We start from the raw sequence: 20,123 nt of genomic DNA on the forward strand, positions 1-20,123 counted from the left end.
ATGCAGAAACAATCACATGATAACGTTATTCTGGAGCTGACCGTTCGCAACCATCCTGGCGTGATGACCCACGTCTGCGGGCTGTTCGCCCGACGCGCTTTCAACGTTGAGGGTATTCTCTGTTTACCGATTCAGGGTAGCGATCAGAGCCGCATCTGGCTTCTGGTCAATGACGATCAGCGGCTTGAACAGATGATCAGTCAGATCGATAAACTGGAAGACGTGGCGAAGGTGGTACGAAACCAGTCCGATCCCACCATGTTCAATAAAATTGCCGTCTTTTTTGAGTAAGTTATTCACTTTCCGAATCAGGCGTGATGACTTTGACGGAACCATTCCGACAGTGAACGGCATAATCTGTCGGTAATGGGCGATCGCTAATCAGGACATCAAAGGCAGAAAGCGGACCAATGCTGGCAGGCGCGACCTCATCAAACAGGGCGTGACGCGCCAGCAAAATTTTGCGCAGACCGCGCTCCATCGCTTTACGTTTGGCGGCAAGATCATCCGGGTTAAACCAGCTCACGCCAAAATGTTCATGTACGCCGCTGGCGGAAATAAACACTTTGCGCGGATTGAGCGAATCCAGCGCCGAAGGATTATTGGCATCATAAAAGGCATCGCTCTTGGCCCGATAGGTGCCGCCGCACAGAATCGCCGTGGCATTAGGCTTTTCATTCAGCGCGATAAATACCCGATGCGAGTAGCAAATCCCGGTAAAGGTAATATCATCCGGTATCATGCTGATAACTAATGGCATTTCCGGACCGTTATCAAAAAAAACCAGATCGTTTTCACGCACCAGGCCGGCGGCCAGGATCGCAACGGGAAGGTCGTCCCGATGATGCGTCTTTTTCGCCGGCAGCGGCATATTGGTTGAAGACGTAGGCTTATTTACCATGACGATATAGCCGCCGAGCAGCGTCAGCGGTAAAGGGTCATCATCCTGGCTGAGATCGCGGCGAATGGTCATCACCGAAACTTCCAGCATCCGCGCGGCGTCTTTCAGATGGATTCGATCGGTCTTTTTCAGTAACTCCATCAAGCGTCGGATACGTTCTTTTTGCTTGGTCTCCATTCACCCTCTCCGCAAATCATGTTGTTATGTTCCATCAGTAACATTTATGTGTTTCTGAGAACATTACAGTGTGGCACTACTATACGTCTGGCTGTCAGGAAATAAAAGTGGGTTTATTCGCGTTTTATAACAATAAATAGTTAATTTTCAGTAAATTGTAACCCTAAAAATGATTTGATGCGCGTATGTTCCGCCAGGGATTGTTCACGAAGTAAATGGCAAAATGATCCTCTAATCGCGATCATAGTCACAAATGATACGGAAGTAACATGATAATGTTACTTTAATATCATTGTCGTGTGACGATTTCTGAGAGGGAGTAAAATGGATATCGCGGTTATTGGCTCTAACATGGTGGACCTTATCACTTACACCAACCAGATGCCCAAAGAAGGGGAAACTCTGGAAGCGCCGGCGTTTAAAATCGGCTGCGGCGGAAAAGGGGCGAACCAGGCCGTGGCGGCCGCTAAGCTCAATTCAAAAGTATTGATGTTGACCAAAGTGGGCGACGATATTTTTGCCGACAACACCATTCGTAATCTCGAATCCTGGGGGATCAATACGACGTATGTAGAAAAAGTACCGTGTACCAGCAGCGGCGTAGCGCCGATTTTCGTCAACGCCAACTCCAGCAACAGCATCCTGATCATCAAAGGCGCTAACAAGTTTCTCTCGCCGGAAGATATCGATCGCGCAGCGGAAGATTTAAAAAAATGCCAGCTTATTGTTCTGCAACTGGAAGTTCAGCTTGAAACGGTTTATCACGCAATAGAATTTGGCAAGAAACACGGGATTGAAGTGTTATTAAACCCTGCGCCAGCATTACGGGAATTAGATATGTCTTATGCCTGTAAATGCGATTTCTTTGTACCCAATGAAACCGAGCTGGAAATATTAACCGGTATGCCAGTGGATACCTATGACCATATTCGCGCAGCGGCACGTTCGCTGGTGGATAAAGGGCTGAACAATATTATCGTCACCATGGGTGAGAAAGGCGCGCTGTGGATGACGCGTGACCAGGAAGTCCATGTTCCGGCGTTTAGAGTGAACGCTGTCGATACCAGCGGCGCGGGCGATGCCTTTATCGGCTGTTTTGCGCATTACTATGTCCAGAGCGGGGATGTGGAAGCCGCCATGAAAAAAGCCGTCCTCTTTGCCGCTTTCAGCGTCACCGGGAAAGGCACCCAATCCTCTTATCCAAGCATTGAGCAATTTAATGAGTATCTTTCGTTGAACGAATAACAATCACCCTGCACTGTTAAAGGTAGCACTATGAACGATAAAAACATCGTTCAGATGCCCGACGGGTATCTGAATAAGACACCTCTGTTCCAGTTTATTTTGTTATCCTGTTTATTCCCATTATGGGGATGCGCAGCCGCGTTAAATGATATTCTGATCACGCAATTTAAAAGTGTATTTTCGCTGAGCAACTTTGCTTCGGCATTAGTACAAAGCGCCTTTTATGGCGGTTATTTTTTAATTGCTATTCCGGCCTCGCTGGTCATTAAAAAAACCAGTTATAAAGTGGCGATACTTATCGGCCTGACGCTATACATTGTCGGCTGTACGCTCTTTTTCCCGGCGTCGCACATGGCGACCTACACTATGTTCCTCGCGGCGATTTTCGCCATTGCGATTGGCCTGAGTTTCCTGGAAACGGCGGCGAACACCTACAGTTCGATGATCGGGCCGAAAGCCTACGCCACGCTGCGGCTGAATATCAGCCAGACCTTTTATCCGATCGGCGCGGCGGCAGGCATTTTATTGGGTAAATATCTGGTCTTTTCCGAAGGGGAAAGCCTGGAAAAACAGATGGCGGGCATGAATGCCGAGCAAGTCCACAACTTCAAGGTGCTGATGCTGGAAAACACTCTGGAACCCTATAAGTACATGATTATGGTTCTGGTAGTGGTGATGGTACTGTTCCTGCTGACGCGTTTCCCGACCTGTAAAGTCGCGCAAACCGCGAGTCATAAACGCCCCTCGGCGCTGGATACGTTACGCTATCTCGCCAGCAATGCCCGTTTCCGTCGCGGTATTGTGGCGCAGTTCCTGTATGTGGGAATGCAGGTGGCGGTCTGGTCGTTCACTATCCGTCTGGCGCTGGAGTTAGGCGATATCAATGAGCGCGATGCCTCAACCTTTATGGTCTACAGCTTCGCCTGCTTTTTTATCGGCAAGTTTATCGCCAACATTCTGATGACACGCTTCAACCCGGAAAAAGTCCTGATCCTTTACTCTGTGATCGGCGCGCTGTTCCTGGCCTACGTGGCGCTGGCGCCCAGCTTTAGCGCGGTATACGTGGCGGTGCTGGTCAGTGTTCTGTTTGGCCCCTGCTGGGCGACCATTTATGCCGGAACGCTCGATACCGTCGATAACGAGCATACCGAAATGGCGGGGGCGGTGATCGTGATGGCGATTGTCGGCGCGGCGGTGGTTCCTGCGATTCAGGGTTATGTGGCGGACATGTTCCACTCGCTACAGCTCTCATTCCTGGTTTCCATGCTGTGCTTTGTTTACGTTGGCGTTTACTTCTGGCGCGAAAGCAAAGTGCGCGGCAACCTGGCTGAAGTCGCCGCGTCCTGAGGAGATCAACCATGACAACACGTATTACATTATGGCGGGAGCTTTTTAACGAGCAGCCGCGTATCTTGCTGGAAAATGACGATTTTACGGTTACGGCGTTTCGTTACGCCAGCGGCGTGGAAGGATTGAAAATACAAAACAGCCGCGGTCATCTGGTGATTCTGCCCTGGATGGGGCAGATGATTTGGGACGCGCAGTTTGACGGTCATGATCTGACTATGCGCAACATGTTCCGCCAGCCGAAGCCAGCTGCGGAAGTGGTGGCAACGTATGGTTGCTTTGCTTTCCATTCCGGACTATTGGCGAATGGCTGCCCGTCGCCGGAAGATATACATCCGCTGCACGGCGAGATGCCCTGCGCTGCCATGGACGACGCCTGGCTGGAGTTAGAGGGCGACAGTCTGCGCGTGACCGGGCGCTACGAGTATGTGATGGGGTTCGGTCATCATTATCAGGCGCAACCTACGGTGGTAATGCGTAAAGCAAGCGCGCTGTTTGATATTCAGATGACAGTGACTAACCTAGCTTCAGTCGCCATGCCGCTACAGTACATGTGCCACATGAACTATGCCTATGTGCCGAACGCCACGTTCCGCCAGAATATCCCGGATACCGCGCTGACGCTACGCGAGTCGGTGCCGGCGCATGTCAAACCCACGGCGCAGTGGCTGGCGTTTAATCAACGGCTTTTGCAGGGTGAAGCCTCGCTGGCAACGCTCAACGCGTCTGGCTTTTACGACCCGGAAATCGTGTTCTTCGCCGATGAACTGGACAGATACACGGATACCCCGGAATTCAGTATGATCGCCCCGGATGGCACCACGTTCGTGACACGTTTCGCCAGCGCGGAGCTGAATTACGTGACCCGCTGGATTCTTTATAACGGCGATCAGCAGGTTGCCGCCTTTGCCCTGCCCGCGACCTGTCGGCCTGAAGGTTTTCTCGCGGCGCAGCGAAATGGAACCTTGCTTCAACTGGAACCGCAGCAAACCCGGACGTTCACCGTCACGACAGGCATTGTCTGACCGCTCAAGGCTTGAACACCCAGGCACTTATCGTTAAGGTAAGTGCTTTTGCCGGATGGCGGCATTAATGCCTTATCCGGCCTACAACGGCACCTGCCCGTAGGCCTGATAAGCGCAGCGCCATCAGGCATGTCTTAGCGCCAGGATGAACCCATGATCACCGTTGCCCTTATCGACGACCATCTTATCGTCCGCTCCGGCTTTGCACAGCTACTGGGGCTGGAACCTGATTTGCAGGTGGTCGCCGAATTTGGTTCCGGGCGCGAAGCGTTGGCAGGCTTGCCGGGGCGCGGCGTACAGGTGTGTATCTGCGATATCTCAATGCCGGATATTTCCGGACTGGAGCTGCTAAGCCAACTGCCAAAAGGGATGGCGACGATCATGCTCTCGGTTCACGATAGCCCGGCGCTGGTGGAACAGGCGTTGAACGCTGGCGCGCGCGGTTTTCTCTCTAAACGCTGTAGTCCGGATGAACTGATCGCCGCGGTGCATACGGTGGCGACAGGCGGCTGCTATTTGACCCCCGATATTGCCGTGAAACTGGCGGCGGGTCGGCAAGATCCGCTGACCAAACGCGAGCGTCAGGTGGCGGAAAAACTCGCCCAGGGTATGGCGGTAAAAGAGATTGCCGCCGAGCTGGGGCTGTCGCCAAAAACGGTGCATGTCCATCGCGCGAATCTGCTGGAAAAATTAGGCGTCAGCAATGACGTTGAACTGGCGCATCGCATGTTTGATGGTTGGTAATGAACACCTTTTTTTCCCGTTTAATCACCGTTGTTGCCTGCTTTTTTATTTTCTCCGCCGCGTGGTTCTGCCTGTGGAGCATCAGCCTGCATCTGGTAGAGCGCCCGGAGCTGGCGGCGCTGCTCTTTCCCTTCGGCCTGCGCCTGGGACTTATGCTGCAATGCCCGCGTGGATACTGGCCAGTATTGCTGGGCGCGGAGTGGCTGCTGGTGTACTGGTTGGCGCAGGAAGTTGCGCTGGCCCATCTGCCGCTTTTGATGATCGGTGGTGTGTTGACGCTACTGCCCGTGGCGCTGACTTCGCGTTACCGCCATCAGCGCGACTGGCGCACGTTATTGCTTCAGGGCGCGGCCCTCACCGCCGCGGCGCTACTGCAATCCCTGCCCTGGCTGGGGCAGGGGGAAGCGGCATGGAACGCGCTACTGCTGACCCTCACGGGGGGGCTGACGCTGGCCCCCATCTGCCTGGTTTTCTGGCACTATCTCACCAGCACTACCTGGCTGCCGCTGGGACCATCGCTGGTATCGCAGCCGGTAAACTGGCGCGGGCGGCATCTGATCTGGTATCTGCTGCTGTTTATCGTCAGTCTGTGGCTGCAACTGGGGTTACCTGCTGAACTTTCGCGCTTTACGCCGTTCTGCCTGGCGTTGCCGATTATCGCGCTCGCCTGGCATTATGGCTGGCAGGGCGCGCTCATTGCCACACTGATGAACGCTATCGCGCTGATCGCCAGCCAGACCTGGCACGATCATCCCGTCGATTTATTACTTTCGCTGTTGGCGCAAAGCCTGACCGGGTTACTGCTTGGCGCGGGCATTCAGCGTCTGCGCGAGCTGAACCAGTCGTTGCAAAAGGAGCTGGCGCGCAACCATCGGCTGGCGGAGCGTCTTCTGGAGACCGAAGAGAGCGTGCGGCGCGATGTTGCGCGTGAGCTGCACGATGACATCGGGCAGACCATCACCGCGATTCGTACCCAGGCGGGCATTGTGCAACGACTGGCGGCGGATAACGGCGGCGTGAAGCAGAGCGGGCAACTTATCGAGCAGCTTTCGCTGGGCGTGTATGACGCCGTGCGTCGCCTGCTGGGGCGCTTGCGCCCGCGCCAGCTAGACGACTTAACGCTGGCGCAGGCCATCCGTTCGCTGCTGCGCGAAATGGAGCTGGAAAGCCGCGGTATTGTCAGTCACCTCGACTGGCGAATTGACGAAACGGCGCTGAGTGAAAGTCAGCGCGTGACGCTGTTTCGCGTCTGTCAGGAAGGGCTGAATAACATCGTAAAACATGCCAATGCCAGCGCGGTGACGCTCCAGGGCTGGCAGCAGGATGAGCGGCTGATGTTGGTGATTGAGGATGACGGCAGCGGCCTGCCGCCGGGCTCTCAGCAGCAGGGCTTCGGCCTGACCGGAATGCGCGAACGCGTGTCGGCGCTCGGCGGGACGCTAACCATCTCTTGTACCCACGGTACGCGGGTGAGCGTCTCGTTGCCCCAGCGTTACGTTTAAGGAAGGATAATGCTTTCGTTTTTAAAAGCCCCGGCCAACGCGCCGCTCATCACCGATAAGCACGAGGTTGACGCCCGCTATCGCTACTGGCGGCGGCACATCCTGATCACCATTTGGTTGGGTTATGCGCTGTTCTATTTCACCCGTAAAAGCTTTAACGCCGCCGCGCCGGAAATCCTTGCCAGCGGCATTCTGACCCGCAGCGATATCGGCCTGCTGGCGACGCTGTTTTACATCACCTACGGGGTGTCGAAATTTGTCTCCGGCATCGTTAGCGATCGCTCTAACGCTCGCTATTTTATGGGTATCGGGCTGATTGCGACCGGCATAGTGAATATTCTGTTCGGCTTCTCGACCTCGCTGTGGGCCTTTGCGCTGCTATGGGCGCTGAACGCCTTTTTCCAGGGGTTTGGATCGCCGGTTTGCGCCCGTTTGCTGACTGCCTGGTACTCGCGTACCGAGCGCGGCGGCTGGTGGGCGTTATGGAACACCGCGCATAATGTCGGCGGGGCGCTGATCCCTCTCGTTATGGCCGCTGTCGCCCTGCATTATGGCTGGCGCGTCGGAATGATGGTGGCCGGATTGCTTGCCATCGGGGTGGGCATGGTCCTCTGCTGGCGGCTGCGCGACCGTCCGCAGGCGATTGGTTTACCGCCGGTAGGCGACTGGCGGCACGATGCGCTGGAGGTAGCCCAACAGCAAGAGGGCGCAGGGCTAAGCCGCAAAGAAATCCTCGCTAAATATGTGCTGTTGAATCCCTATATCTGGCTGCTTTCGCTGTGTTACGTCTTAGTGTACGTGGTGCGCGCGGCGATCAATGACTGGGGCAACCTGTATATGTCCGAGACGCTGGGCGTGGATTTGGTCACGGCCAACACGGCAGTATCGATGTTTGAACTGGGTGGATTTATCGGCGCGCTGGTGGCGGGCTGGGGCTCGGACAAACTCTTCAACGGTAACCGCGGACCGATGAATTTAATCTTCGCTGCCGGGATTCTGCTCTCTGTGGGTTCGCTGTGGCTGATGCCGTTCGCCAGCTACGTCATGCAGGCGGCCTGTTTCTTCACCACCGGTTTCTTTGTCTTCGGCCCGCAGATGCTCATTGGCATGGCGGCGGCGGAGTGCTCGCATAAAGAGGCGGCGGGCGCGGCCACCGGCTTTGTCGGCCTGTTCGCCTATCTCGGCGCGTCGCTTTCCGGCTGGCCGTTAGCGAAAGTGCTGGAGATCTGGCACTGGACCGGTTTTTTTGCGGTCATCGCCATCGCGGCGGGGATCTCCGCGCTATTGCTGCTGCCATTTCTGAACGCCCAGGCCCCACGCGAGACCAGCGAAGCGTGATGCACCTCACCTTTTTGCGCTGAATGGGGCAAAACTAAGAAATTTTCCCGGTTTTGCCTGGACGCTGTCGCAGGCCACTTTTCCTGTGGATTTTTACAATGCCTGCCATTCGCAGGTATAAAAATTAGCTCAGGAGTAATCCATGCTGGCCTTCTTAAACCAGGTGCGCAAGCCGACCCTGGATCTGCCGCTCGATGTGCGGCGTAAAATGTGGTTCAAGCCGTTCATGCAGTCCTATCTGGTGGTTTTTATCGGCTACCTGACCATGTACCTGATCCGCAAAAACTTTAACATCGCGCAGAACGACATGATCTCTACCTACGGGTTGAGCATGACCGAGCTGGGGATGATTGGCCTGGGCTTTTCGATCACCTACGGCGTGGGGAAAACGCTGGTTTCCTACTACGCTGACGGTAAAAATACCAAGCAGTTTCTACCGTTTATGTTGATCCTCTCCGCTATCTGTATGCTCGGCTTCAGCGCCAGTATGGGCGCGGGGTCAACCAGTCTGTTTCTGATGATCGCTTTCTATGCCCTGAGCGGTTTCTTCCAGAGTACCGGCGGATCGTGCAGCTACTCGACCATCACCAAATGGACTCCGCGTCGTAAACGCGGCACCTTTCTCGGCTTCTGGAATATCTCCCACAACCTCGGCGGCGCGGGCGCGGCAGGCGTGGCGCTGTTCGGCGCCAACTACCTGTTCGACGGTCACGTCATCGGCATGTTTATCTTCCCGTCGATTATCGCGCTGATTGTTGGCTTTATCGGTCTGCGTTTTGGCAGCGACTCCCCGGAGTCTTACGGTCTGGGTAAAGCTGAAGAACTGTTCGGCGAAGAGATCAGCGAAGAGGATAAAGATACTGAAGAAAACGAAATGACCAAGTGGCAGATCTTTGTTGAATATGTATTGAAAAACAAAGTGATCTGGCTGCTGTGCTTCTCCAATATCTTCCTGTATGTGGTGCGTATTGGTATCGACCAGTGGTCAACCGTCTACGCCTTCCAGGAACTGAAACTTTCTAAAGAGGTGGCGATTCAGGGCTTTACCCTGTTCGAAGTGGGCGCGCTGGTCGGCACGTTGCTGTGGGGCTGGCTCTCTGACCTGGCGAACGGTCGTCGTGCGCTGGTAGCCTGTGTGGCGCTGGCGTTAATCATCGCCACCCTCGGCGTCTACCAGCACGCCAGCAACCAGTATGTCTATCTGGCCTCGCTGTTCGCGCTCGGTTTCCTGGTGTTTGGGCCGCAGCTATTAATTGGCGTGGCGGCAGTCGGTTTCGTACCGAAAAAAGCCATCGGCGCTGCGGACGGTATCAAGGGAACCTTCGCTTATCTTATCGGCGATAGCTTTGCCAAGCTGGGTCTGGGCATGATTGCCGACGGTACCCCCGTTTTTGGTCTGACCGGCTGGGCGGGCACCTTCGCCGCGCTGGACGCCGCCGCGATCGGCTGTATCTGCCTGATGGCGATGGTCGCCGTGATGGAAGAGCGCAAAATCCGCCGTGAGAAAAAAATTCAGCAAGTCAATATCGCTTAAATGTGTGCATTTGGTAACGTTTTGCCCGGCTTAACGCCGGGCTTTTTTATGCCTTGCGTTCGTCAGACAGGACATCCGGCGTCTGGCGTAAATGAAGACAGGCGTTAATAAATCACATCCTGACAGGCCAGAACGTCGACAGTTATAAATTTACCGTTATGATGGGCATCCTGTTTGGTGACGGATGTGCGCATGATTTGGTTGATTCTGGCCACGTTTGTGGTGGTGTTTATTGTGGGTTTTCGGGTGCTGACATCGGATACTCGCCGGGCGATTCGCCGCCTGAGCGAACGTCTGAATATTGATGTAGTGCCGATAGAATCGATGATTGATCAGATGGGTAAAACGGCGGGCGGTGAGTTTTTACAGTATCTGCATCGCCCTGATGAGTCGCATTTGCAAAATGCTGCTCAGGTGTTACTGATCTGGCAAATGGTGATTGTCGATGGCGGCGATCAGAATTTGCAGCGGTGGCATCGGTTGCTGCAAAAAGCGCGTTTAGCTGCGCCGATCACCGATACACAGGTACGGCTGGCGCTGGGTTTTTTGCGCGAAATGGAACCTGATATGCAGGAGATCAACGCGTTTCAACTGCGCTATAACGCCTTTTTTCAGCCGGAAGAGGGTGTCCACTGGCTGCATTGATACTCTTCACTATCTCGTTAACAAAAGACGAGATGAATGAGGCTGGCAGGGGCGGCGAGCCACGATTAACGGCCGGATGGCGCGATTCATCGTTAGCCAAATAAAGCGTAGCCGCCATCGTATTTGCTAAGGGTGAACCACAGAAGTAACGCACCGAATAATCGCTAACGACGCCAAAACATCAGAGACTTATAGCTCATCATTTCCGTGACATATATCACGGAAATGTGATCTTGTTTTGAACACTAAAACTGTGACTCCTTGCCATACCTCCTGTCTCAAAATTTCTTATCATAAACTCGAAGTTGTACATGATTGTCTATAGACAACTCTAAATGTTTAGGCGCGCCCCATGAAAACATTGAGTAAAAGTTCACACATCCCACTGTATCAACAGGTTGTGGAGTGGATAAGGGAAAGTATTTATAGCGGAGAATTAGTTGAGGATGACCGGATACCTTCAGAGTTTCAAATCATGGATATGCTGGAGGTGAGTCGCGGTACCGTTAAAAAAGCGGTTGACCAACTTGTCCGGGAAGGTGTTCTTGTGCAAGTGCAGGGTAAAGGAACTTTCGTAAAGAAGGAAAATGTTGCTTACCCACTGGGTGAAGGTTTGCTCTCCTTTGCTGAAGCCTTAGCCAGCCAGAAGATAAACTTCACAACCAGCGTCATAACCTCCCGACTGGAACCCGCTAACCGCTTTGTAGCAGAGAAACTGAGTATCAAACCGGGACAAGATGTTTTATTTCTTAAACGCCTTCGTTGTATTGGCGATGAAAAAGTCATGTTGATTGAAAATCGTATCAACATTGATCTCTGCCCCGGTATTATTGATGTAGATTTTACCAGGGAGAATTTATTTTCAGCAATAGAAAGATTATCTGATAAGAAAATAAGTTTTTCTGAAAGCCGTTACGCAGCCAAATTAATTGGTAATGAGCGAGGCCATTATCTTGATATTGGTGAAGACGCACCTGTTTTGCATTTGGAACAGTTGGTATTTTTCTCTAGTGGATTGGCCATTGATTTTGGTAACGTCTGGTTAAAAGGTAATAAATATTATCTTGGCACTATTTTACAGCGCCTGGATGCCTAACTAGCAAAGAGGAATCTATGCAGGATATTCATTTTCGCCGTCATTATGTTCGCCACCTCCCTAAAGAGGTGAGTCAGAATGACATAATCAAGGCTCTTGCCAGTCCGTTAATTAACGATGGTATGGTTGTATCTGATTTTGCCGATCACGTCATTACGCGAGAACAGAATTTTCCAACGGGTCTACCGGTTGAGCCTGTAGGTGTCGCTATTCCACATACTGATCACAGGTATGTTCGCCAAAACGCCATTAGCGTTGGAATACTGGCAGAACCCGTCAATTTCGAAGATATGGGCGGGGAACCAGATCCCGTACCTGTCAGGGTGGTGTTTATGCTTGCTTTAGGTGAAAGCAATAAGCAGCTCAACGTACTGGGTTGGATTATGGATGTGATCCAGGATGAGGATTTTATGCAGCAGTTACTGGTCATGAATGATGATGAAATTTATCAGTCAATTTACACACGCATATCTGAAAGAGGTGAAGTATGAGTAAAATGATACTATTTGTTTGCGCAACGGGTGTTGCTACTTCCACGGCTGTGGCAGAAAAAGTAATGGAATATTGTAAAGACAATGGGCTTGATGTTAATTATTCACAAACTAATGTAGCCTCATTGCCAAACAATACCGATGGTGCAGCTTTGGTTGTATCAACAACGAAAGTTCCTTATGAACTGGATATTCCGGTTGTTAGTGGTCTGCCAATCATTACCGGAGTAGGTGAAGATAAAGTTCTTGAAAAAATAGTTTCAATCCTTAAAGGCCAAGCCTGATTTCATAAATAAAAAACAGATAAATTACCCAGGCGCTAACGCGAGGTCTGGTCACATCTGAATAAGAGGTCGGATATGAATGATATAGCACATACTCTCTATACCGTTGTGCAATATGTCCTGGGATTTGGCCCAACGGTTTTATTGCCGCTGGTCCTTTTTTTCCTGGCATTGTTCTTCAAAGTAAAACCCGCTAAAGCACTTCGCTCATCGTTAATTGTCGGAATAGGGTTTGTCGGAATTTATGCCATCTTTGACATACTTACCAGCAACGTAGGCCCGGCTGCACAGGCAATGGTTGAGCGAACTGGTATTAGCCTTCCTGTTGTCGATTTAGGCTGGCCACCATTGGCCGCAATTACCTGGGGCTCACCAATCGCACCCTTTGTCATTCCGCTGACGATGCTGATTAATGTCGCCATGCTGGCCCTGAATAAGACACGTACTGTTGATGTCGACATGTGGAACTACTGGCACTTTGCCCTGGCTGGAACGCTGGTTTACTACAGCACAGGGAGTTTTGTTTTGGGTCTGTCCGCAGCCGCTATTGCCGCGATCGTGGTTCTCAAACTGGCGGACTGGTCTGCGCCATTAGTGGCAAAGTACTTCGGTCTGGAAGGTATTTCACTTCCGACCCTGTCATCTGTCGTCTTCTTTCCGATTGGATTGCTGTTCGACAAAATTATCGACAAAATCCCTGGCGTTAACCGTATTCATATTGATCCGGAAAACGTTCAGAAAAAAATGGGAATCTTCGGTGAGCCTATGATGGTGGGGACTATTCTGGGGGTCTTGTTGGGCATCATTGCCGGGTATGACTTTAAACATATCCTATTGCTGGGGATCAGCATTGGCGGTGTCATGTTCATTCTTCCGCGTATGGTACGAATTTTGATGGAAGGTTTATTACCTCTGTCTGAAGCCATTAAGAAATATTTGAATGCCAAATATCCTGGCCGTGATGATCTCTTTATCGGACTGGATATCGCGGTAGCAGTAGGTAACCCAGCCATTATATCTACAGCACTGATTCTGACACCCATCTCTGTCTTTATTGCATTCCTTCTTCCTGGCAATAAAGTCCTGCCACTCGGAGACCTTGCGAACCTGGCAGTCATGGCTTCCATGATTGTACTGGCATGTCGTGGCAATATTTTCCGGGCTGTGATAACCGCAATTCCTGTTATTGTCGCCGACTTGTGGATTGCGACCAAAATTGCGCCATTTATTACCAGTATGGCTAAGGATGTCAATTTCAAAATGGCTGAGGGGTCAAGTGGTCAGGTATCAAGCTTCCTTGATGGCGGTAACCCCTTCCGTTTCTGGCTGCTTGAAATATTCAACGGAAATATTATTGCTATCGGGCTGATTCCTGTGCTTGCGCTGATTATTTATGGTGTTTTTCGCCTGACAAAAGGAACGGTCTATGCCTGATTACCACGCAGCGCTTGTCATTGACATTGGCACAACTAACTGCAAAGTCAGCTGTTATTCCTGTCATGACGTGTCAGTTCTGGAAGTCCGCAAGTTTCCGACGCCAATAATATCGTCGGACAAAGGCGAGGTAGATTTCGATATCGAAGCGCTGTGGCAGGCACTGCGACTGGTAATGGCTGAACTGGTGGCTTCAGTACCGTTTCCGGTAAAAAATATCAGTATTGCGAGTTTCGGTGAGTCTGGTGTCTTTGTGGATAAGGAGGGCGTCATTCTTACCCCGATGCTGGCCTGGTATGATCGACGTGGTGAATCTTATCTCTCGTCATTAAGCAAGGCAGAGGCTGAAGAACTGTATTCTATAACGGGATTGCCACCTCACAGTAATTACTCAGCATTTAAAATGAGATGGTTGCTTGATAACTACTCCTTGCATGAAAGAAAAGATATCTGCTGGTTACATGCACCAGAAGTGTTGTTGTGGCGAATGACAGGTGCGAAAAAGACGGAAATATCCCTGGCCAGTAGAACGTTGTGTCTGGACATTGCTCGCCGTACCTGGTCTCGTAATGCTGCCGGGATTCTCGGCATACCGTTCGGTGTACTGGCTCCGTTGATAAAGCCAGGTGAAGTGGCCGGATGGGTGACGGCAACGCTTAGAGAGGAATTGGGCTTCTCTCATGAGGTAAAAGTTACCCTGGCCGGGCACGATCATATGGTCGGTGCCCGCGCATTACAGCTGCAACCGGGCGATGTGCTGAATTCTACCGGCACGACAGAGGGTATTTTACTGCTGAATACACAACCAACGCTTGATGTGCAGGCTCGCAGGGATAAGCTGGCAAATGGTTGTTACTCCGATGGTGAATTTTTCACGCTTTTCGCTTCTCTGCCTGTCGGCGGTTATGCGCTTGAATGGGTGAAAAAAACCTTTCGTTTAACTGATAAGGAAATAAGCACAGGCCTGGAAAAAGCCATGGAGCAATACCTCAAACCTTCCTGGTCTGTCGAGCATGTGCCGGTATTTATTCCTCATTTGCGGGGCTCGGGTTCGCCAAATAAAAATCGGCACACCCGTGGCCTGCTTTTTGGTCTGACGGATTCACTTCCTCCGGAGTCTCTGCTTGAGAGTGTCTTTATTGGCCTGGCGATGGAGTTTGCACACTGTCACGGGTGCTTTAATATCCCGGCGGGCAGGACAGTAAAAGTCATTGGCCCTGCGGTGAAAAACCCATACTGGCTCCAGTTGAAGGCTGACATCCTCCAGTGTCCAATTGAGGCCATTGCTTTTGATGAAACCGTCTCCCTTGGAGCATTGTTGATAGCCTGTCCGAATGTTGTCCCCCCGACTGTTCCTGTGGCTGAGCGATATTTTCCTGACGCGGTTCGTTCTGCAAAGTTGAAAATATATCAGCAGCAATGGCTGTCATTTTACCAATTTAAACTGCGGCAAGAAGGGGCGCTTATTGGTGAATAACTGTGATAAATCAATAGTTCGATAATTTACTTACACTGCTCACATAAATATCTGGAGTTAATATGCCTTTAGTCAATGGTAGGATCCTGCTAAATTGTATTCAGGAAAAACATGTCCTTGCGGGTGCATTTAATACAACGAACCTGGAGACAACAATTTCCATTCTTAATGCAATAGAACGTTCCGGATTGCCCAATTTTATTCAAATTGCTCCTACTAATGCACAGCTTTCAGGTTACGATTACATTTATGAAATAGTTAAGCGACATGCCGATAAAATGGATATTCCTGTCAGCCTGCATCTGGATCATGGGAAAACTCTGGAAGATGTTAAGCAGGCTGTCCGGGCCGGATTTACCTCAGTAATGATTGATGGCGCGGCGCTACCGTTCGAAGAAAATATTGCATTTACCCGAGAAGCCGTCGATTTCTGTAAATCATTTGGTGTTCCCGTCGAAGCGGAATTAGGCGCTATTCTGGGTAAGGAAGATGATCATGTCAGCGAGGCTGACTGCAAAACTGAACCTGAGAAGGTTCAGCGCTTTGTTGAGGAGACAGGGTGCGACATGCTGGCAGTGTCAATTGGTAATGTACATGGTCTTGAAGATATCCCACGCATTGATATCCCGCTATTACAACGCATCGCGTCTGTCAGTCCGGTCCCTTTGGTTATTCATGGAGGTTCTGGTATTGACGCGGATATTCTTCGCAGCTTTGTTAATTACAAAGTAGCCAAAGTGAATATTGCGAGTGATTTGCGTAAAGCCTTTATTACTACTGTCGGTAAGGCTTGGGTAAATAATAACAACGAGGCTAATCTGGCGCGTGTCATGGCGAACGCAAAACAGGCAGTTGAGGATGATGTTTATTCTAAAATTAAGATGATGAATAAAAATCACTCAGCATTCCGCAAAGTCTCTTAAGGAAAATATATGATTAGACAAAAAGTACTCGTTATGAACAGTACGGGGCTTCATGCGCGGCCAGCCGCTACGCTTGCGAAAATTGTCAAAAAATACCAGTCTTCATTAACGCTAGTTAATAATGACAAAGAAATTCCCATTAAAGGAATGATGAGTATTTTGGGGGCTGGCGTAAAGGGAAACACAATGATTGATTTAATTTGTGATGGACAGGATGAACTGGCTTTTATGGATGAATTAAAATCTGCATTTGCTGATGGCTTTGGTGAGTCAGTATAGTGCAATTCCCGTCAAACAGCGCAGGAAGTTGTAGAGGCTTCCTGCACTCATTATCGTATGAATAGCCTTAACAGACCATCGGTAAAACCCTCATACCAGCACCTTTAGCCCGTGTTTTTGGACAACATTAAGTAGTTTCAGTGACATCCCGCTGGGACGCTTGGCGCCGCTTTCCCACTTTTGAACCGTTGATACGCTGGTATTCAGGTACCGAGCGAAAACCGGCTGGCTAACGTTGAGTTCTTCTCGTAACGCTTTTATTTCAAGTGGCTGCAGGTCTTTGATGCTGCTTAAGCAGGCCGTGTCAAAACTGCGCATTGTCTCCTGGGGAATGGCATCCACGCTAAATAATCCAGATGCCGCGCTATGAATCGCTTCAAAGGCAGGGCTTTTGAATTTAGTTTTTGCTGACATGGCGCACCTCTACCAGTTCTTTGTTATTAATGAGTGCCGTTATCTGATCTTCGGTCAGGCAAGCATAGTGTTTTGCTAACTCACGGAAACCCGCGAGTTCACGATAGCTAATGTTGGCCATATCCTGTTTGGCATACAGGAAGGTGTAAAACCAATGCTCGCCTCCCTTTGCCAACACGATTGCGCGATCGCGATTTTGATTGAGACGTTTTTTATAAACTCCGCCGCCAAGATTATCTGCTTTTCCTTGCAGTACGGCGTTGATGGCCTCGCTTAACTCGTCATCTTTTATCGTGTGGGACTTCGCTTCTCTGTTAAACCACCTGGTTTTGAAGATTCGCATCAGGTTGACATCCTGTAATCTAAAGTATAGCACCAGGTGATACACTATGTCTTACCTTTTGGTTTTGCACGCAGCGAGAGAAGATAATTCTCAACGCTCGACCAGCCTCGCAAAATGCAGCGCAACAATGTCAGTTGCTAAAACGTTAATCAGATCACATTTTGTAATGTTACACTGCGTGGATTTTCCGCACTAAAACGACGCAGGTAACCACAATGAATGAAAATATCGCAGAAAAATTCCGCGCTGATGGGGTTGCCAGGCCTAATTGGTCAGCCGTTTTTGCCGTAGCGTTTTGTGTCGCCTGCCTGATTACCGTTGAGTTTTTGCCCGTTAGTCTGTTGACGCCGATGGCGCAGGATCTGGGGATCTCCGAGGGCGTCGCCGGTCAGTCGGTCACCGTTACGGCATTTGTCGCGATGTTTTCCAGCCTGTTCATTACCCAGATTATTCAGGCGACCGACAGGCGTTATATCGTTATTCTGTTCGCCGTTTTGCTGACGGCTTCTTGTCTGATGGTCTCCTTTGCCAACAGCTTTACGCTGCTATTGCTGGGCCGCGCCTGTCTTGGGTTGGCGCTGGGCGGATTCTGGGCGATGTCGGCGTCGCTGACCATGCGACTGGTTCCCGCGCGTACCGTGCCGAAAGCGCTGTCGGTGATTTTTGGCGCGGTTTCCATCGCGTTAGTGATCGCCGCGCCGCTGGGCAGTTTTTTGGGCGGTATTATTGGCTGGCGTAATGTCTTTAACGCCGCTGCGGTGATGGGCGTACTGTGCGTCATCTGGGTGGTGAAATCACTGCCGTCGCTGCCGGGCGAACCTTCTCACCAGAAACAGAATATGTTTAGCCTGTTGCAACGCCCTGGCGTGATGGCCGGGATGATCGCCATCTTTATGTCTTTTGCCGGGCAGTTCGCTTTCTTTACCTATATTCGCCCGGTCTATATGAATCTGGCGGGCTTTGACGTTGATGGTCTGACGCTGGTGTTGCTAAGTTTTGGTATTGCCAGCTTCGTTGGTACTTCTTTCTCATCTTATGTCCTGAAACGTTCGGTAAAACTGGCGCTGGCCGGTGCGCCGCTGCTACTGGCGCTGAGCGCGCTGACGCTCATTGTGTGGGGAAGCGACAAAACCGTGGCGGCGGTCATAGCGATTATCTGGGGACTGGCGTTTGCGCTGGTGCCGGTGGGATGGTCAACGTGGATCACTCGTTCCCTTGCCGATCAGGCGGAAAAAGCCGGTTCCATCCAGGTCGCGGTGATTCAACTGGCAAATACCTGTGGCGCGGCAGTGGGCGGTTATGCGCTCGACAATTTCGGGCTGCTTTCGCCGCTGGCGCTTTCCGGCGGACTGATGCTGTTGACGGCATTAGTCGTGGCGGCGAAAGTCCGTATTACGCCAATGAGTTGATATTGCTGCCATTTGTAGGCCGGATACGACGTTAGTCGTCATCCGGCAATAATAAACGCTTAATCAAAACCGTTATGCTCTGCGGTGGCGGCAAACCATTCTCCGCTTTTTTTCACCGTGCGCGTTTGGGTGGCTAAATCCAGTTGTACAAAACCATAGCGATTTTTATAGCCGTTCAGCCATGACCAGTTATCGATAAAGGTCCACATGTGGTAGCCAAGACAGTGACAGCCCTCGCTAATGCCTTTATGCAGCCATTTAAGATGCTCAGAGATAAAGTCAATCCGGTAATCATCGTGAATCTGTCCCGCTTGCACAAAACGCTGCTCGTTCTCAACGCCCATCCCGTTTTCGGAGATAAAACAGCGCGGATTGCCGTAATTATCCCGCAGGTTGGTGATGATGTCGTAAATTCCTGGCGCGTAAATTTCCCAGCCGCGGTAAGGGTTCATCTTGCGCCCCGGCATGTCGTAATAGTCAAATAACCACTCCGGCATAAACGGCGCTTGCGGATTCACCGCCGTATCACGGCATTTCACGCGGCGCGGCTGATAATAGTTAATCCCCAGTAAATCGATTTTGCCGTCGGTAATAAGCTGACGATCGCCTGGCTGACAGGCAGGCAACTGGTCATAGGTTTTCAGCAGCGCCACCAAGTCCGCCGGGTATTCTCCCTTTAATACCGGGTCAAGAAAACTGCGGTTGAATAACAGATCCGCATGATGCGCGGCTTGCACATCGGCGGGATGCTGCGAGCGTGGGTAGGACGGCGTCAGATTCAGCACTACGCCGATTTCACCGTCGTAGCGTCCGGCGCGCCAGGCGCGCACGGCGGTCGAGTGCGCCAGCACGGTATGGTACGCCACGGTGGCTGCACGTTTAAAATCCACCACATTGGGATAGTGGAAGTCGTACAAATAGCCGCCTTCCACCGGCACAATCGGCTCGTTAAAGGTAAACCAGTGCTTCACGCGGTCGCCAAACAAGGTAAAACACGTTTGCGCGTACCGACCAAACGCCTCTACGACGTCGCGATTTTCCCAGCCGCCTTTCTCCTGCATGACCATCGGCATATCAAAATGGAACAGCGTAATAAACGGCGTGATGCCCTGCGCCAGTAGCTCGTCGATGACGTGATTGTAGAAGCTCACCGCTTGTGGATTCACCTCGCCTACGCCATCTGGAATGAGCCGCGCCCAGCTTAGCGAGGTGCGAAAACTGTTATGTTTTAACTGTTTCAGTAGCGCGATGTCTTGCTTCCAGTGGCGATAGAACGTTGAGGTTTCTGCTGGACCGATGCCCTGATGAAAACGACCCGGCTGGCGCTCGAACCACACATCCCACGTGGTCTGGCTTTTACCGCCATTCAGACTATCCCCTTCGGTTTGCAACGCTGAGCAGGCGCTGCCCCACCAGAAGTTATCGGGAAAACGGTATCGCATTGTCGTGCTCCTTGATCGCGTAAATTCGCTCCAGAATACGCGGTTTTGGCGAACAGAAACCGGTTACAGTCCG

General features: G+C 51.3%; 21 protein-coding genes. 17 read left to right on the plus strand and 4 right to left on the minus strand.

All coding sequences use genetic code 11. The features are described from left to right. Positions 1 to 291, plus strand: a complete 291-nt coding sequence (ilvN, locus tag ACLJRE_RS12475; protein WP_001171826.1) for an acetolactate synthase small subunit — start codon at positions 1 to 3, stop codon at positions 289 to 291. A gap of 1 nt (position 292) precedes the next feature. Here ilvN and ACLJRE_RS12480 read toward each other — a convergent pair whose 3' ends face one another. After that, a complete protein-coding gene (locus ACLJRE_RS12480) occupies positions 293 to 1,078 on the minus strand; it encodes a DeoR family transcriptional regulator (RefSeq protein WP_000448642.1) in 786 nt (261 codons plus the stop codon). A gap of 324 nt (positions 1,079 to 1,402) precedes the next feature. Between ACLJRE_RS12480 and rbsK the strand changes: the two genes are divergently transcribed. The 15 genes from rbsK to ACLJRE_RS12555 all read left to right on the plus strand — a co-directional run bounded on the left by rbsK (position 1,403) and on the right by ACLJRE_RS12555 (position 16,442). Further along, positions 1,403 to 2,323 carry a ribokinase gene (rbsK, locus tag ACLJRE_RS12485; RefSeq protein WP_000350272.1) on the plus strand — a complete coding sequence of 307 codons (921 nt, stop codon included), beginning with the start codon at positions 1,403 to 1,405 and terminating at the stop codon, positions 2,321 to 2,323. Positions 2,324 to 2,353: 30 nt separating this feature from the next. Then, positions 2,354 to 3,670 carry an L-fucose:H+ symporter permease gene (gene fucP / locus ACLJRE_RS12490; RefSeq protein WP_000998359.1) on the plus strand — a complete coding sequence of 439 codons (1,317 nt, stop codon included), beginning with the start codon at positions 2,354 to 2,356 and terminating at the stop codon, positions 3,668 to 3,670. Between the two features lie 11 nt (positions 3,671 to 3,681). Beyond that, complete coding sequence (locus ACLJRE_RS12495; RefSeq protein ID WP_023212119.1) at positions 3,682 to 4,695, plus strand: aldose 1-epimerase family protein; 1,014 nt, start codon at positions 3,682 to 3,684, stop codon at positions 4,693 to 4,695. A 153-nt stretch (positions 4,696 to 4,848) separates the two neighbouring features. After that, positions 4,849 to 5,439, plus strand: coding sequence for a transcriptional regulator UhpA (uhpA, locus tag ACLJRE_RS12500; protein WP_000633672.1), 591 nt, complete (start codon positions 4,849 to 4,851; stop codon positions 5,437 to 5,439). After that, positions 5,439 to 6,941: a signal transduction histidine-protein kinase/phosphatase UhpB gene (uhpB, locus tag ACLJRE_RS12505; RefSeq protein WP_001091258.1), complete on the plus strand. Its 1,503-nt coding sequence runs from the start codon at positions 5,439 to 5,441 to the stop codon at positions 6,939 to 6,941. Before uhpA ends, uhpB begins: the two co-directional genes overlap by 1 nt. A gap of 9 nt (positions 6,942 to 6,950) precedes the next feature. Then, positions 6,951 to 8,279, plus strand: a complete 1,329-nt coding sequence (locus ACLJRE_RS12510) for an MFS transporter (RefSeq protein ID WP_000948165.1) — start codon at positions 6,951 to 6,953, stop codon at positions 8,277 to 8,279. Between the two features lie 142 nt (positions 8,280 to 8,421). Then, a complete protein-coding gene (gene uhpT, locus ACLJRE_RS12515; protein WP_023212120.1) occupies positions 8,422 to 9,813 on the plus strand; it encodes a hexose-6-phosphate:phosphate antiporter in 1,392 nt (463 codons plus the stop codon). Positions 9,814 to 10,005: 192 nt separating this feature from the next. Further along, entirely contained in the window at positions 10,006 to 10,458 is a 453-nt protein-coding gene (locus tag ACLJRE_RS12520) for a DUF1198 domain-containing protein (RefSeq protein ID WP_001519640.1), read from the plus strand. A 352-nt stretch (positions 10,459 to 10,810) separates the two neighbouring features. Further along, positions 10,811 to 11,554, plus strand: a complete 744-nt coding sequence (locus tag ACLJRE_RS12525; protein WP_000854957.1) for a GntR family transcriptional regulator — start codon at positions 10,811 to 10,813, stop codon at positions 11,552 to 11,554. Between the two features lie 17 nt (positions 11,555 to 11,571). Next, positions 11,572 to 12,045, plus strand: a complete 474-nt coding sequence (locus tag ACLJRE_RS12530) for a PTS sugar transporter subunit IIA (protein ID WP_001152237.1) — start codon at positions 11,572 to 11,574, stop codon at positions 12,043 to 12,045. Continuing rightward, positions 12,042 to 12,329 (plus strand): PTS sugar transporter subunit IIB, encoded by a 288-nt coding sequence (locus ACLJRE_RS12535; protein ID WP_000041396.1) that lies wholly within the window; start codon positions 12,042 to 12,044, stop codon positions 12,327 to 12,329. The genes ACLJRE_RS12530 and ACLJRE_RS12535 overlap by 4 nt, the downstream gene beginning before the upstream one ends. Positions 12,330 to 12,404: 75 nt before the next feature. Further along, positions 12,405 to 13,763 (plus strand): PTS galactitol transporter subunit IIC, encoded by a 1,359-nt coding sequence (locus tag ACLJRE_RS12540; protein ID WP_000997827.1) that lies wholly within the window; start codon positions 12,405 to 12,407, stop codon positions 13,761 to 13,763. After that, positions 13,756 to 15,240 carry an FGGY-family carbohydrate kinase gene (locus ACLJRE_RS12545; RefSeq protein ID WP_001113551.1) on the plus strand — a complete coding sequence of 495 codons (1,485 nt, stop codon included), beginning with the start codon at positions 13,756 to 13,758 and terminating at the stop codon, positions 15,238 to 15,240. Before ACLJRE_RS12540 ends, ACLJRE_RS12545 begins: the two co-directional genes overlap by 8 nt. 62 nt (positions 15,241 to 15,302) lie before the next feature. Further along, positions 15,303 to 16,163 carry a class II aldolase gene (locus ACLJRE_RS12550; RefSeq protein WP_001131798.1) on the plus strand — a complete coding sequence of 287 codons (861 nt, stop codon included), beginning with the start codon at positions 15,303 to 15,305 and terminating at the stop codon, positions 16,161 to 16,163. A gap of 9 nt (positions 16,164 to 16,172) precedes the next feature. Continuing rightward, complete coding sequence (locus ACLJRE_RS12555) at positions 16,173 to 16,442, plus strand: HPr family phosphocarrier protein (protein WP_000621024.1); 270 nt, start codon at positions 16,173 to 16,175, stop codon at positions 16,440 to 16,442. Positions 16,443 to 16,532: 90 nt separating this feature from the next. Here the strand turns inward: ACLJRE_RS12555 and ACLJRE_RS12560 are convergent, their stop codons facing one another. Together ACLJRE_RS12560 and ACLJRE_RS12565 are read right to left on the minus strand one after the other, a co-directional pair. Continuing rightward, on the minus strand, positions 16,533 to 16,856 hold the full coding sequence (locus ACLJRE_RS12560; RefSeq protein ID WP_001274841.1) for a helix-turn-helix domain-containing protein: 324 nt from the start codon (positions 16,854 to 16,856) through the stop codon (positions 16,533 to 16,535). Continuing rightward, complete coding sequence (locus ACLJRE_RS12565; RefSeq protein ID WP_001217953.1) at positions 16,840 to 17,199, minus strand: type II toxin-antitoxin system RelE/ParE family toxin; 360 nt, start codon at positions 17,197 to 17,199, stop codon at positions 16,840 to 16,842. The genes ACLJRE_RS12560 and ACLJRE_RS12565 overlap by 17 nt, the downstream gene beginning before the upstream one ends. A 215-nt stretch (positions 17,200 to 17,414) precedes the next feature. On the opposite strand from ACLJRE_RS12565, the gene nepI reads away from it, so the two are divergent. Continuing rightward, positions 17,415 to 18,608, plus strand: coding sequence for a purine ribonucleoside efflux pump NepI (nepI, locus tag ACLJRE_RS12570; protein ID WP_001004800.1), 1,194 nt, complete (start codon positions 17,415 to 17,417; stop codon positions 18,606 to 18,608). Between the two features lie 59 nt (positions 18,609 to 18,667). Here nepI and ACLJRE_RS12575 read toward each other — a convergent pair whose 3' ends face one another. Next, complete coding sequence (locus ACLJRE_RS12575) at positions 18,668 to 20,050, minus strand: glycoside hydrolase family 1 protein (RefSeq protein WP_001270481.1); 1,383 nt, start codon at positions 20,048 to 20,050, stop codon at positions 18,668 to 18,670. Positions 20,051 to 20,123 lie beyond the last annotated feature (73 nt).

The sequence above is a fragment of the Salmonella sp. SAL04157 genome, assembly GCF_046551635.1.
GTDB lineage: Bacteria > Pseudomonadota > Gammaproteobacteria > Enterobacterales > Enterobacteriaceae > Salmonella > Salmonella enterica.